The sequence below is a fragment of the Desulfobacterales bacterium genome, assembly GCA_034003325.1.
Taxonomy (GTDB): domain Bacteria; phylum Desulfobacterota; class Desulfobacteria; order Desulfobacterales; family JAFDDL01; genus JAVEYW01.
This window is the reverse complement of sequence record JAVEYW010000025.1, coordinates 1-13,265: the sequence shown is the minus strand read 5'-3', so window position 1 is coordinate 13,265 and position 13,265 is coordinate 1. Positions and strand designations below refer to the sequence as shown.

General features: G+C 50.4%; 13 protein-coding genes and 1 tRNA gene. 3 read left to right on the top strand and 11 right to left on the bottom strand.

Features of this window, described 5'->3' with window-relative positions; genetic code table 11:
* Positions 1–52 precede the first annotated feature (52 nt).
* The 10 genes from RBT11_19270 to RBT11_19225 form a co-directional block, all read right to left on the bottom strand.
* The gene (locus RBT11_19270; protein ID MDX9788924.1) at positions 53–1,378 is read right to left on the bottom strand and encodes a glutamine synthetase family protein; all 1,326 of its coding nucleotides are present in this window, start codon (positions 1,376–1,378) and stop codon (positions 53–55) included.
* A gap of 701 nt (positions 1,379–2,079) precedes the next feature.
* The gene (locus RBT11_19265; GenBank protein MDX9788923.1) at positions 2,080–2,580 is read right to left on the bottom strand and encodes an HNH endonuclease; all 501 of its coding nucleotides are present in this window, start codon (positions 2,578–2,580) and stop codon (positions 2,080–2,082) included.
* Complete coding sequence (locus RBT11_19260; GenBank protein ID MDX9788922.1) at positions 2,570–3,685, bottom strand: tyrosine-type recombinase/integrase; 1,116 nt, start codon at positions 3,683–3,685, stop codon at positions 2,570–2,572. The genes RBT11_19265 and RBT11_19260 overlap by 11 nt, the downstream gene beginning before the upstream one ends.
* A gap of 58 nt (positions 3,686–3,743) precedes the next feature.
* Entirely contained in the window at positions 3,744–3,944 is a 201-nt protein-coding gene (locus tag RBT11_19255) for a hypothetical protein (protein ID MDX9788921.1), read from the bottom strand.
* Positions 3,941–5,572, bottom strand: a complete 1,632-nt coding sequence (locus RBT11_19250) for a DEAD/DEAH box helicase family protein (protein ID MDX9788920.1) — start codon at positions 5,570–5,572, stop codon at positions 3,941–3,943. The genes RBT11_19255 and RBT11_19250 overlap by 4 nt, the downstream gene beginning before the upstream one ends.
* Before the next feature lie 362 nt (positions 5,573–5,934).
* Positions 5,935–8,229, bottom strand: coding sequence for an AAA family ATPase (locus RBT11_19245; protein MDX9788919.1), 2,295 nt, complete (start codon positions 8,227–8,229; stop codon positions 5,935–5,937).
* Positions 8,230–8,238: 9 nt separating this feature from the next.
* A complete protein-coding gene (locus tag RBT11_19240; GenBank protein MDX9788918.1) occupies positions 8,239–9,456 on the bottom strand; it encodes a metallophosphoesterase in 1,218 nt (405 codons plus the stop codon).
* Positions 9,449–10,438, bottom strand: a complete 990-nt coding sequence (locus RBT11_19235; GenBank protein ID MDX9788917.1) for a hypothetical protein — start codon at positions 10,436–10,438, stop codon at positions 9,449–9,451. The genes RBT11_19240 and RBT11_19235 overlap by 8 nt, the downstream gene beginning before the upstream one ends.
* 88 nt (positions 10,439–10,526) lie before the next feature.
* Positions 10,527–10,757, bottom strand: a complete 231-nt coding sequence (locus tag RBT11_19230; protein MDX9788916.1) for a hypothetical protein — start codon at positions 10,755–10,757, stop codon at positions 10,527–10,529.
* A gap of 408 nt (positions 10,758–11,165) precedes the next feature.
* Positions 11,166–11,241, bottom strand: a tRNA-Thr gene (locus RBT11_19225).
* Positions 11,242–11,510: 269 nt separating this feature from the next.
* Here RBT11_19225 and RBT11_19220 point away from each other — a divergent pair.
* The 3 genes from RBT11_19220 (at position 11,511) to RBT11_19210 (ending at position 12,760) form a co-directional block, all read left to right on the top strand.
* Complete coding sequence (locus RBT11_19220) at positions 11,511–11,762, top strand: type II toxin-antitoxin system HicA family toxin (GenBank protein MDX9788915.1); 252 nt, start codon at positions 11,511–11,513, stop codon at positions 11,760–11,762.
* Positions 11,752–12,075, top strand: coding sequence for a toxin-antitoxin system HicB family antitoxin (locus tag RBT11_19215; protein MDX9788914.1), 324 nt, complete (start codon positions 11,752–11,754; stop codon positions 12,073–12,075). Before RBT11_19220 ends, RBT11_19215 begins: the two co-directional genes overlap by 11 nt.
* A 316-nt stretch (positions 12,076–12,391) precedes the next feature.
* Positions 12,392–12,760 carry a type II toxin-antitoxin system HicB family antitoxin gene (locus RBT11_19210; protein ID MDX9788913.1) on the top strand — a complete coding sequence of 123 codons (369 nt, stop codon included), beginning with the start codon at positions 12,392–12,394 and terminating at the stop codon, positions 12,758–12,760.
* A gap of 91 nt (positions 12,761–12,851) precedes the next feature.
* Here the strand turns inward: RBT11_19210 and RBT11_19205 are convergent, their stop codons facing one another.
* On the bottom strand, positions 12,852–13,151 hold the full coding sequence (locus tag RBT11_19205) for a hypothetical protein (protein MDX9788912.1): 300 nt from the start codon (positions 13,149–13,151) through the stop codon (positions 12,852–12,854).
* Positions 13,152–13,265 lie beyond the last annotated feature (114 nt).

The window sequence follows — 13,265 nt, the reverse complement described above, 5'->3', positions numbered from 1 at the left end:
TCATGGATTATCAAGATGGCGGATCGGGGTGGCCAAAGGCCTCTATGCAATGTTATACACCCAAGTACTTACATCTTTCACGCGAGGTAATATGGGTTCTATCTTCTTCCCACTCCCTGATTTTTAACGCCATAAAATTTTCATAGAGCCGTGCGCCCAGAACTGTTTTTAGGAATTCGCTCTTTTCAGCTTCCACCAGCGCTTCAAAAAAGCTGCGGGGTAAAAACCGCTCGTCCCAAACCTTGATACCATAATCGCATTTATAAGTGCTCCCCTTGTCGGGTTCTCCACAGGGCAACTTTTCCCGAATCCCCTGCATTCCCATAGCCAGGAGGGTTGCCATTTGCAGATACACATTGCCGGCTGGATCGGGGCTGCGCAGCTCAATCCGAGTGCCTTCCATGGAGGCGGTATAAGGAATTCGCAGCATGGAGCTTCGATTTCTAAAACCCCAGCCTCTTATGATGGGTGCCTCCCTTTCTACGACGTAGGCTTTATAAGAGTTTACCGTAGAGGCCATTACCAGGGAAGTTTCCCGTGCATATCTGAGAATCCCGCCGATGAAGTGTTTGGCGAGGTTACTCAAATTTTGCGCTTCATCGCTATTGTAGAAAAGATTGTGGCCCTGTTCGTCCTGAACGGAAATATGGATATGAAAAGCATTCCGGTTTTGACCCTTGAACGGCTTGGGCATAAAGGTGATATAGTAGCCGTATTCCTCGGCGACTTTTTGGGCGACATAGGTAAAAAGGAGCGTTCTGTCAGCCGCCTCTATAACATCCGTGCATTCCAGATTGATCTCATGTTGGGATTGACTGACTTCATGGTGCGATTTTTCGAATTCAATTCCGCACTCCGACAAAACCTCGGCAATCCGCTGGCGAACAAATTCACCCTTATCGTGTGGTGTGGAGTGGAAATAACCAGCCTTGTCCGAGTGCACCTGCCCGTCAAATCCGTTTTTTTCCGTCAGAGCGAGCTCATCGCCGTTCAGTAAAAAAAATTCATGCTCGGGTCCCACAATAAATCTGAATCCGAATTCGGATTCGGCCGTCTGCACGATGTGTTGCAATACATGCCGCGGATCCGTAGCCGCCGCGCCGCCTTGTTCATTGTTAATATTCCCGACGAAAAAAGCGATGGTTTTGTTGTTTAGTTTCACCTTTTTTAACGTCGACAGGTCAGGGGAAAGCAATCGATCGCTGTGTTCAATGGTTGCATGGCCGGCTATTGAGCTGCCGTCAAAGCCGACACCGCTTTCAATCACGTTGCCTAATTTGTTTTTATTAACCGACAAGTTCATCAGCTTACCGTTCAAATCCGTAAAGAAAATCTTTACATGATCTACATTCTCAAGCTGATTCGCAATTTTTTCCATTATTCCATTATCCTCCGTGGTGATTTAGGAAATCTACAGATAATCCCAAGATCACGCAGCCGGCGCAGATGCGACGGATTTGGCCAGCGTTAGATATAACGCAATGTTATTATTTATATAAAAAGCCACAATTCGGATGCCCCCGCATAAAATGCAATATGAATACAACGCCCAAGCCGTGAATGAGGGCAAAAGACGACCAAACCCGGAGAAACTAGGCGGATACTAAATAGGCCGCGATACCGTGGGGTCAGGCGGAATGCAAAAAATGGGACTTTACGAAGTCGTTATTTTCTCACACGATGGGCACGTTAACATATTTTACCCTTGCATTCAACCGTGCGCAAAATCCCTTGCGCAAAAGCCCATCGGGGATGTGAATCATTATATTTGGTTGAAAAACGAAAAAAGGCGGAGCCGATCGCTCTGCCTTTCTATGGGCACGAAAAAGCGTGTATTCTTGGAAAATGTCGTTGGCTGCCAAGCAGTCCAGCCGTTCAGCTTCCGGCTTCGCCGGATTAGGTTGGATGAATTATTGAATAATTACAATAAATTATGGCGGAAGCGCATGGGAATCGAACCCACCCGCTAACTCAATTTTTCTTAAATATTTCAATATGAATTTTATGCTGTTTGTAACAGTTACGGCCGAGATCGTTGGGACTGTTGCGTTTGTTTTGGGTTACCATACAGTTGCGGCCCTATTCACGCCATATTGCGCAGACAAATTTTTCAGCTTCTTCTCGGTTACTGAATCTCTTTCCATCAAAATCTTTGCTGACAAATGTTCGTTCGTTTTTCCCGTTGATGTTTTCCCGGAAAGATACTGTCCACCATTCCGGCTCAACGTCTTTCCGTTTATGGATTGAGGGTTTTCTTATTGGTGAATACCCGGTCCTGTTTACGGAATCGTACTGTATTTTGACGTTGAGTTCTGGTTTTATGGTTTTATTTTTCCAATGGTGCGCGGCGTGATGATGTTTTTGCATTAAGACGAGATTCGTAATATCGTCGTTTGTTGGGTCATAATCAAGATGGTGAATTACATAGCCCTTTGGTATGCTTTCAAAGCATGGGTTTCCGGTCAACCAAACATAGTTTGCGAATGGTATAGTACGGGTACCATTAAGGCTCTCGGATAGAACGGCAAACCACCTTCCGTTTTTAAATACCTTTTCAACCAGTTTAAAATCACCTATCATTCTCAACCCTTTCCAGCTTAACCACCTTCCCCCGCTCCATCAATTCTCGTTTCCGGGCAACTTCCATCTTGGCATATTTCCGGACGGATTCAAGTCTGGCATGGTCGGTGATCTGTTGCAGGTCTGAAACTGACAGGCCCTTTTCGTTTATATACTGGCTGCATGACGAATGTTTCAGGCCGGAATAGAGGTCGATTGATTCCCCAACCTCGCGGCAAGCTTTGTGCCAGATCAAATTCAAGGCGTCGTTGGTGTACCGCTTGCCGGCGGATCGTGACCTTGAATTGACGAACATGAATTGGCTGACCACCGTTCGCTCAATCCCCGAGAAATACCGTACAAACTCAGAATGGGCCGGGATGATATGCTCGACGCCGGTTTTAGTCCGTTCAACAATTTGGCGAGCGCTTTCTGATCGACGGATAATAAAGACTCCATTTTCACGGTCCCAATCTTCCCATTTTAAAACGCACGCCTCAGCGGGCCGTCTAAGGTGATATTTAAGCCACAAAAATATAGGCTGATGTTCTTCCGGTATAGCATCAATGATCGCCATCTGCCGCTCCTCCGGCAACCATGTGATGCTTGGTTCCTGAATCTGATACAGGCGCTTTTCGGGAAAGGCCGGAACTTCTGGGATGCGGCGTGACTTCCATGCGTATTTAAGGCAAGCATGGAGGCAATACATCACATTCAGCTTGCCTTTCCCGGTCCGGTTGATCGAGTTCAACAGCATCACCAGAACGTCAAACTGGATTTCATGAAGTTGAAAATTGTTTTTCCGGAAAAACGGCTCCAAGTGATTCCGGATTGAATTTTTGTAGTCCTTGACGGTAGCCGGTGTGAGTGTTGGCCGGACGGCATTTAGCCATTCGGTCAGGTACGGGATAACGTCCGTAAATTGTTCGCCGGTGAATTTTTCAATCCGGAACACACCGGCTTCCTGGTCAGCCTGCATGGTCGCCAACAGCTTACCGGCAATCTTTTTGTGGTACATCCTTTCCCCGCGATACCGGGAAATGAAAAACGATTTCTTGCGCTTGGCATCATACCACTTGACGAACCACCACCCCGAATCTTTCCTGAAATGGATTGATCCTTTCATGCACACCCCCTCGGTTATGTGGGGATGGTACATTGTATGGTGGGGCTGGTTCAACATTTTATTTTTCAATCCCAAGGGCGCGTTTGCACAAGGCCAAAATATGTTCAGGCGCCGCCGCGACCATTCCGTTCTGGATGCCAAGGTCCATCCATGTGCTGATGACCTTAAGCGCGGATTCCATTTGTTCGTATCGGTATTCCCGGCAGTCGCAGGCGTAATGGTGGGTAACGCATCTCTCAGCACGGTTTTTTGATGTCATATCCGCACCGCCTTGGTGGGTACCGGCGCAGAGTGCCCCCGGAACGAGTTAAGCCGGTAATACTGGTTTAAGTACGCTTGGAGTCGCTCCAGCTCCGGGCGCGTCATCTCCTCGCGCGCTTTCCCGAAATAGTCCTTCAGCTCCGAATTGATTTTCAGCGGCTTGTATCGATTGTTTCGGGCATACGCTTTGACATGCCGGTCGATCTGTTTGCGGAGCGCCTCCTCCTTTTCGCGCTCGGTTTGGATTGGGATCACCGGGGCAATGGAAGGTACTGGCCCTAGAAATTTTCCCCTACTTCCTGTGAGACTGGAGGCTATAGGCGTGATACCACCCGGCGCCATCGGACCGAACTCGTCGCCTCCAAACAAACCGAGTTGTTTTGCGCGAGGTTCATGCTCCAATTTTGGCTTTATGAAAGGTGCCTGCTCTCGCTCGATCTTTTTCACGATTTCCAGGAATAGCGGATCATCCGGGCAAAAAATGTGAGCGATCTGGTTTTCGTAGGGGCCTGCGTTTGGGTCCACCCTGACGGCCCGGGCTACCATTTGTTCTATCCAGGGGGTTGAGCGGATGCGGGTGAGGCAAATCAGGTGCGATATGGCCGGAACATCGAGCCCTTCATACGCCATTGCAATTGTAACCAGGCAGTCGCATCGCGTGTATTTGAATTTATGGATAGCTTTTTTTGCCTCGGCGCTTTCGTGACTGGTGGCAATTTCGCATTCAATGCCGTGGCCACGGAGAGTTTTAACGGTCTCTCTGGCATGGCTGATATCGGCGGTGACAATCAGGCATTTCGAATCCGTCAGCGCCATGGTGTTTTGCCAGTGGGATATTCCTGAAGACAACAACTCTTTTGAATAATCCGTTGCCAGAGCGGTGTAAATCGCTGCCGAAGCGTCTTTCCGGTTCGTCTTCGACAAGTCCCGCTTGATCCGGTTCCCACTGTTATCCATCCACTCGACCGCGCCATCGTGCATGTTAAAATGGATGGGGAGGATGGCCTGTTCTGCCAGGGCGTCGGCGCGGGTGTATTCGATTACGGCTGTATCTGACCCGGTCGATAGATCCGGTGTCAGGCCGGCGCGGTTGGTCGCATAATCAATAAAGGCGATTTGTTTGCCATCCCCTCTTTCGAGAGTCCCAGTCATGAGCACCGCAAATTTGGCACTTTCAACCAATGGCGCTATGGCCTTTGTCCATACCCCATCCGCTTCGCAATGGTGAAATTCATCGAGAATGAGGATATATCGGCGGCGCCCGAAATCATTCAGAACGGTTTTCCCGGTATCCACCCCGAGGGCCTGGTAGGTTGTTATAAAGCCGTGAGTTCCCCGACAGGGGTTTGCATCGTTCGTCGCCGCCCGGATCGTAAACCGATGTCCGAGCATGCTCCGAAATTTTGGATCCAAAAAACCGCGCTCCCCTTGGTCCTGGAGTGCTTGACGGGGGACCACCCAGCACAGTGCGTCGGCCATGCCTGCGGCAATCAGTCGGCACGCCTCGATCGGTATTAGGCTCTTCCCGCCGCCTGGGGTAGCTTTCAGGATTGCACGGCGGATTGGTGAACCTGATATAATCCGGGTGATGATGTCGCTAAACTCTGCTTGATGCTTCCTCAGCATTTTTTCACACCTTGTTATTAAAAATTCCGCCGGTCTGCCGCGCTTCTTGTCGGCAATCGAACGCCATATGGAAGGCCCTTTGGAATCGAGCGCGGCTTGGTGTTCTTGGCCGGACCGGCGATTGAGCGGCCTCAGGTCGATCCCTCCGGGTGTTGGCTGGCTGGTATTATATCTTTACTCTCGGCACTGGCTTGTCTTCTGGCCGAAGGTATTTCTCGTACATGTCCCGCCATTCGTGGCAACCTATACCCCACTTCTTGATTTGAACCGGGTGTTTTGGGTGACGGCACCACTTTACGCAGCCTTTCCACCCGAAATAATGACATGTCCCGCAAACTGCATCTGCCAAGGCCTTATTCCTTTCACTGCACCGTCACCTCGCCCTTAGAAAACCTGACCACATGATCCGCCATGGCAACGCACTCCGGCCTATGTGAGATAAAAAAGCAGGTATTGAATCCGCCGGATGACATGAAGGCCTGATACATCCTGATGAAGTTCTGTGCATTCTCGGCGTCAAGCTGACCATCTTCCTCATCTGCCATTGAGGATGTGAAAGAGCGCCCGGAGCGCTCCTTGGCAATCAGGGTCATCGCCAGCCGCAACGCCTTGAGGCTCCACACCTTCTCCCCGCCGGAAAGATTCTCCAGCGGCGTCTCGGTACCGTCCTCTCGGATCACCATAATATCGAGGACCTCACTGCCGGTTTCCGGGTCCTGGGTGATAAACCGGACGGACTGAGACGGGCCGAACGTCTTTGCCAGGATATCGTTGGCATACCCGGAAATGGAGGGTGCAACCGAATCTATCTCTAGGGCCCGGAGGCCATCCTTCGAGCAAGCGTGTTGCAGGTAGCGCCATTCGGCCTGTTCGTTCGTCATGGCGATTTTTTGCGTTTGGAGGCCAGCCACTTCTTTTTTCGCCGTATCGAGGCTTTTTATATCCCGTTCGATCGCGGCCTTTTCGACCAGGAGGTCAGTCAAAAACTTTTGTTTCGATTCGATGGCCTGCCGGAACATTTCGGCGTTGCTCTCTGCCTTGGCAAGCTTTTGCGCCACGTCCCCGAGTGAGCTTGCCAGCGCCTCTATCTTCCTGGTTATTCCGGAGAGCCGATCGGTTTTTTCGGTTTTCGTTCTCTGATGGTCATTGGTGGTCCGGGATATTTCAGCCTCTATTTCTGTAACCTCAGAATGAAGCTTCGCAATGTTGCGTTCGGCCATGCGTAGCCTCGGCGCTTTATCGGCGGTCGATTTCAGGGCAGCAATCAGACCGCCCAGGTGTCGTTCCTCTTTTTCAAGCTGAAACACTTGGTCTGACATCTCTTTCAGCTTCGCGCCGGCGGTGGACTTTTGCCGGCCAAGCTCCAGGGTGATACCGGTGATCTCGGCTGCCTCTTTGGCGATTCTGTCTTTGAGTTCCGACAGTTTACCCTCAAGCCCAGGGAGGGAATCTTTTGCTGCGAGGGCGCGAACGATGAACGAACAGGTGGAGCTTTGGCATGCCGGATCACGCCGGGCCAAATCTGCGCTATCACGTTTGCTGACGATTATTTCCTGTTCAAGCTGAGCGATATCCGGATTGCTGTCGAGCCGCTCAAGCATATTGATATGCTTCAGGTGCTCCAGGGCGTAATATTTGGCATCGGTTTGTGCTGCGGCTTGTTCCTGCCGTGCAGTTGTCAATTGAGTCCGTACCTGAGACAACCTTTCCTCTGCTTCAACCGTTTGTTTTTCCGCCTTGATGATGGAATCCTTTTCGGCAAACAGCTTATTTTCGAAGTCGAATTCGAGGCGTGTCCTGGCGAGCTTTTTATTTATAACGAAAAGCTGTTGTTCGTTCCGATTGCATTCGACCGTTATTTCGGCCTCGATGCGATCGGCTTCCGCTTTCATATCGGCAATACGCTTCTTGGTTGCATTTTCCGCTGCGGCCTGGTCGCGAAGGGTAGCCACTTCTTTTTCGACATCCCTTAGACAGCCCGTGGTTCGGTCGATTTCTGACTTGATGATTTCGCACTCAACGGCTTTCTTCGAATATTGATCCGCCGACTTGGTGAGTTCGTTGACCGTATCTGTTACCCGGTCGATGTCGCGGGTTACTGTTTGAATGTTTCCGGCCAGCAGGTTTGCAGCGGCTTTCGCCGTCTCCTCGTATTCGATGAGTTTATCCAGCCGGAGGAACTCGGAAAACAGTTTCTTGAGTTCGCCGGTCGTCAAATCGGAGAGCTTTTGGCCGCCCTGAGCTGCAAAGACTGAGTTGAAAAAAAGCGCCGGGGAACCGAACAGGTTTTCAATGTACTGGTCATAATTCTTGACCTTGCCGTCTACTTGGGGCTCATCGTTTTTCCAGATAAACCCTTCTTGTTTGCCGAATTGTGCATCCACCTTGACGAGGGTGCGGTAGGTGTCGCCCTGGTGGATAAAGGACAATTCTTTGGAGCTGTCCCGAAGGAAGCAATGATTTTGAAGTGCGCCGGACCGCGAGGCAAGGGCGCGATACGGGTGGCAGTTATCGAGAATACTCGTTTTGCCGTGACCATTTGGCCCGGAGAATGCGACCAGGCCGGAAAGGCCGGCAAAGTCCAACTCTATTTCGTCAAGGCCGAGGCCTTTCTTAATTCCCAAGAACCCTTTTAGTTTCAGCTTTGTGATTTGCATTTTTCCCCCTCAATTTGCCAGCCCAATAGTCTTGATGATTTGTTCCGACGGCGTGGATTCCAGTTGATCGGCCTTTGCAAGGATGGATTCTGATACCGGCTCACCTTTAATCGTGGCCATTTCCAAAATCTTTTCCCGAAGGGTGCGGAGTTTCAAGAGCCGCTCGGACCGGACGGTTTCGCGCGGCACCCGGATGATTCGGATATCGACATCGGCGGCGCCGGTTGTGCCGAATAAATCAAGCAGGTTTTGCCGGTCGATCTTTTCCGCTTCCTCCTGCCATACCTTTAATTCAACCCGGACAACGGCGCCCTTCAATTCCCCGGGGATGTACTGAGAGGGAACGGTATCGAGGTCTGTTATATCCGTTCCGTCTTTGGTGTAATCAGCTTCTATCTTGAGTAGCAGGCGGGTCGGGGTGTTGACAGGCCGGCTACGTGCCAGCTCTTTCCGGTTCTCGCTGATCTCATGGTAGAAGAAACCATGTTCTCCTATCTCGCCGAAGTCCTTCCTGTAGATGGAGCCTGAGTAAAAAATATTGTATCCGATCTTCTGACGGAGATGAATATGCCCTAAACAGCACACATCGGCCTGTGCGAGTTCGATCTGAGCCCGGTTCATTTCGATATCAACGCCTACCAACTGCCGGGTTTCGGAAACAAACGCGCCTCCTACCGAAAAATGCCCGACCATGATATGGGGGCAGGGAAACGCGGCCGCCCGGGCGCCGAAACCAGCAAACAGCCCGGACATGGCTTGAGCAATCTGCTCGTTTGATTCAGCGATTCCGGCATCGGTCTTAAAAAACTGCTTCGTTGGAGTCGGCACCATGGAGAGAACCGCTTTAATTCCTTGACCGGCGGCCGGCGCCGATTCCCAATGATTCGTTGTGGTCAAATAGATTTGCTCGGGCCTGGAAGAAACGATCACATCGAATGTCGCCCTGATGTGGGAAAGAACCTCCGCAGCCATGCCGTCGTGACTCGGGGTGCCAATTAAGACGGCAACAGGCGCAACATCGGCCAGGCGAGAGATGACCTCAAAAACAAGCTTCGCTGATTGAGAGTCGAGCCGGACATCGCGGGAGTCAAAGATATCCCCTGCTATTAGGATAAGGTCCGGGCGCTCTTCCCGGGCGTTGAGAGCCATATACATGAGGCACTTCCTGCATTCGTCGTAATCCTTGTCGCGGACGTGCCAATCTGATGTGTGAAGGGCCTTAAGCATGCGCCACCTCCTCCTTTACCGGCAACCCTTCCACCTTGTCATAGAAAGCCAGCCGGTAAGCGGCTGTAAGCCCCTCTATCGTTTTCCCCGGTTTCAATAATTCCTCTACGGTGTAATTTTTCCGGGCAATCATATCCCGCAGCAACTGGCATTGCGTCTCGAAATCAAACCCCTCGAACAGCTCCCGGTTGCTCGGCGGATCACCAAACGGACATTCCGGGTCTGCAGCCGGATCAGCGCATGACGCCCCGGTCAGATCGTCATTGCCGGGAATATCGATCGGGTGTTCTTCCGGAGCTGGAAGCTGTTGAGCCGGAGAAGCCGCTGGCGGGCCGTAAATGCCAAGGGCCTGATGAATGGCTGCGGTTTGAGCGATGCGACGGATTTCCGGATCGCTGTAATCAATGCGAAGGCGATAGCGCAACATGACGAACGGTTTTGACAACTCCTGGATCGAGTATTCAGATTTGAGGCTGAACATGGCCCGGATCACCCGGTTGCGCGCGCCGGTCTCGGCCAGTTGGAGCATGAATTTACGCTTCTGCCTAAAGTCTCGATCGATCAAATAATCCCGGTTTTCTTTTTTTGCATGTTGGGCGGCAATCTCTTCTCTGACTATCGCCATATCAATATTATAAGAACCGACATATTGGATCAGTCGGCCATCGGCTTTCCGGATGCCGCCAACGGCCTTGTAGGTGCAGTATTTGCCGTGTTCGAGTTCCATGTACTTGCTGGCGGCCTCATTCCATTCGATGCCGCCGCACTGGGCGATTTTGGCGAGAGCGACAGAGGACAGGCGTTTGCCGGTCGTTCCTTTATAAACATCCTTATCGTTATCGTCAGGTGAAAGTTGGATCACTTCCAGGACCGGCTCATATATTCCGTGGGGGTCCTCGAAAAGGACAGAGGGGACCAGGACGTTCGCCTTGCCTTCGCGGTATTTATTAAGGGTTTCAAAAACTCCATTTGGGGTGGACATCGCCATACTCCTTTGTGTGAGGGTGAAAATAGAGGTTACATTTGTGAAAAATCGGCTTACATTTTACCGGTCGATCGTCGCTGGATAATTAAATGTGGGCCTTGGCGGCCGTGTGTTGCCTATCGTTGTCGAAACGAATAGTACTCCCATGACGATTCCGATAGCCAACAGCAACGACACGGCAATTCCCACCGCGGCCCCAAAAGTTGATTTTTTTGAATTTTGCAGCATTCGCCCCTCCGATAATCTTGTTGTATTCAGCTATTTCTCGTTCGAGATCCTCGAACAGCTCTTTCGTTGTCATTCCAGTTGAATGCATAAGTTATCCCCCATGGCGTCGTCTGGACGCAGCTCACCTATTGGTGTTCATCCCGGAATTTCGTAAGGATGGGTTTGGTCGGCGACGGGGCGATTCAGATCCGAAGATATGCGCCCCGGACACCGACTTTTACCGGCACCGTGGGGATGTTCCCGAACAAACCCCGCCCTCTCACCGCCGAGACTCGGGTGTCTCGACTCGGGCATTCTTGCGCCTGCCAGGTGTTTTTTTAGTAAGCCCCCGGCCAACCCGGGGGCTATGCCGTGCGCTTCTCGGACTGATCGCTGCACGGTTAATGATTAAGTTTGCCAGCTCTTCACCGATTCGGTATGGAGGAAGCACACCCGGACAAATCGGCTACTATGACCGCCGCTGGCAAGAACGGTGAAGTTTTCCGGGTGCTTTGTTTGGAGCCCCCGGCAGGATTCAAACCTGCGTCAACCGAGTTACAAATCCGGCTCCCAATCAACTGGGCGACGGGGGCGATAAATCGAACCGACAAGTTTTTCTTTACAGTTGCCACCGCCCCGATGTGCGCCGCACTGTCGCAGGAGGTCGCTGTTTTACCCGGTTGAACCGCGGCCCATTAAGGTTGCCAGTGGTTCGCGTTGGGCTTATGGTTGGTATATAAACCAAAAAGGTTCATGTTGTCAACTTATAAAATGAACCAAATCGGTTTTTGTCGGGAGCCCCCGCCTTCCATCGGCCAAACGTATTGGGTCGGTGCGGGTGAGAGTTGACAGGTAATAGCGTATGCGCTATCATGCGCTCATGAAAAAGAATATTTTGGGCAATGCCTCCAATGTGTCGTTTGTTGATTTGCTGAATCTTTGCCGGCGGCATTTCGGGGAGCCAAGAATTAAGGGCAGCCATCATATTTTTAAGACGCCATGGAAAGGCGACCCAAGGATTAACCTTCAAAAAGATGGCAAGGATGCAAAGCCTTATCAGGTGAGGGATGTAATCCGGGCGCTTGAAAAACTAGGGGTGAAATATGGAGAATAATTTCGATAAATACACTTACCGGATTGTATGGTCAGCGGAGGATAATAGCCATATCGCAAGATGCTTGGAGTTTCCATCCTTATCGGCTCATGGCGATACACCGGCCAAGGCTTTAAGCGAAATAGAATTCGTTGTAAACGAAACGATTAAATGGCTACTGGAGGAAGGGGAGCCCGTGCCGGTGCCATTTGGAATGAAACCTTTTCGTGGCCATTTAACATTGAGGATTCCGGCTGAAAAGCATCGCGAGATTGTTATCAGATCGGCAGAAGAGGGTGTTTCGGTCAATAAGTTTATTCTGTCGAAATTGTAATCGTACCGTCCGGGTAAACGGCGCGGGTGAGAGGGATAAAGCGGGTTGGCGAATCGGGTTGACATAGTACCAGAATATGGTACTGTAAATTTATGAAACGGAAACATCAAAAGACGTTGGATCTCATTTTTTCAAGACCGGTAAGCGCCAATATAAAATGGGCAGACGTTGAAGCCCTATTGATTGATCTGGGGGCAGAAGTCAGTGAAAGAGAGGGTTCCCGTATTGGTGTTTTTCTGTTCGGACAAATCAGGGTGTTCCATAGACCCCATCCGTCACCGAATACGGATAAAGGGGCTGTGTCAAGTATCCGAAAATGGCTTCAAGAGAATGGGGTAATTCCATGAAAAATATAATGGAAATAGATGGGTACAAAGCGGTTATTCAATATGATTCTGAAAATGAAATCTTCAGGGGTGAATTTATAGAATTAAACGGAGGCGCGGATTTCTACGCCAAAGACATTAAGGGGTTGCGTAAGGAGGGGAAGATTTCGTTGAAAGTTTTTTTGGATATGTGCCGGGAAAAGGGAGTTGGCCCGGTTAAAAAGTTCTCCGGAAAATTTAATCTTAGAATCCCTACACAGTTGCACGCTAAAATAGCGACTGTCGCGGCTGCCGATGGTAAGAGTATCAACGTTTGGATTGTGGAAAAATTGAGCCGAATGGTTGATAAGAGCGTTTGAAAAAATAGGGTGCGCAACGCTATAACAAAAACCCCCGGCCGGATTAGCGGGCGGGGGCATCATAGATAGACGGTCTGATAACCGGCTATATTTAATTGGATCTTACTTCATTTTTAGCGCGTAATTGCTCAAATTCCTGCTTACCTTTAATATCAAAAGTGTAATAATTCACAGTCTCTTTTTTATTTATGGTATTGGCATCTATCGCCGCTTCCGGGATACCCCACACGACCGAAACCGGCCAACTTAAAAGGTTAAGAAATCCGTATAACCACTGACTTGATTCGTCTGTTCCGGAAGCGAGATAGAAATTACCGAACCCTGGGAGTATATTTAACACCCCGGCAGCGGCAGGGTGTTTAACCGCCGCCTCAGTATCTCGAAATGACAACCCAAAATTGACCCCCTGCGATAACCCAATTTTGACCCCCCTATCGTTAAATAAAAAGCCCTCATTACTGTCTCTATTTCAGGAAGGGGCTGTTTTTGCGTGATGGGAGGGGCT

Bases quoted from the DNA above. Each gene is read 5' to 3' on its own strand.
- RBT11_19215 (MDX9788914.1), top strand. From the start codon at position 11,752: ATGGAGAATAATTTCGATAAATACACTTACCGGATTGTATGGTCAGCG.
- RBT11_19210 (MDX9788913.1), top strand. From the start codon at position 12,392: ATGGCTTCAAGAGAATGGGGTAATTCCATGAAAAATATAATGGAAATA.
- RBT11_19265 (MDX9788923.1), bottom strand. From the start codon at position 2,580: ATGATAGGTGATTTTAAACTGGTTGAAAAGGTATTTAAAAACGGAAGG.
- RBT11_19235 (MDX9788917.1), bottom strand. From the start codon at position 10,438: ATGTCCACCCCAAATGGAGTTTTTGAAACCCTTAATAAATACCGCGAA.
- RBT11_19260 (MDX9788922.1), bottom strand. From the start codon at position 3,685: ATGAAAGGATCAATCCATTTCAGGAAAGATTCGGGGTGGTGGTTCGTC.
- RBT11_19230 (MDX9788916.1), bottom strand. From the start codon at position 10,757: ATGCATTCAACTGGAATGACAACGAAAGAGCTGTTCGAGGATCTCGAA.
- RBT11_19220 (MDX9788915.1), top strand. From the start codon at position 11,511: ATGCGCTATCATGCGCTCATGAAAAAGAATATTTTGGGCAATGCCTCC.
- RBT11_19250 (MDX9788920.1), bottom strand. From the start codon at position 5,572: ATGCTGAGGAAGCATCAAGCAGAGTTTAGCGACATCATCACCCGGATT.
- RBT11_19255 (MDX9788921.1), bottom strand. From the start codon at position 3,944: ATGACATCAAAAAACCGTGCTGAGAGATGCGTTACCCACCATTACGCC.
- RBT11_19270 (MDX9788924.1), bottom strand. From the start codon at position 1,378: ATGGAAAAAATTGCGAATCAGCTTGAGAATGTAGATCATGTAAAGATT.
- RBT11_19245 (MDX9788919.1), bottom strand. From the start codon at position 8,229: ATGCAAATCACAAAGCTGAAACTAAAAGGGTTCTTGGGAATTAAGAAA.
- RBT11_19240 (MDX9788918.1), bottom strand. From the start codon at position 9,456: ATGCTTAAGGCCCTTCACACATCAGATTGGCACGTCCGCGACAAGGAT.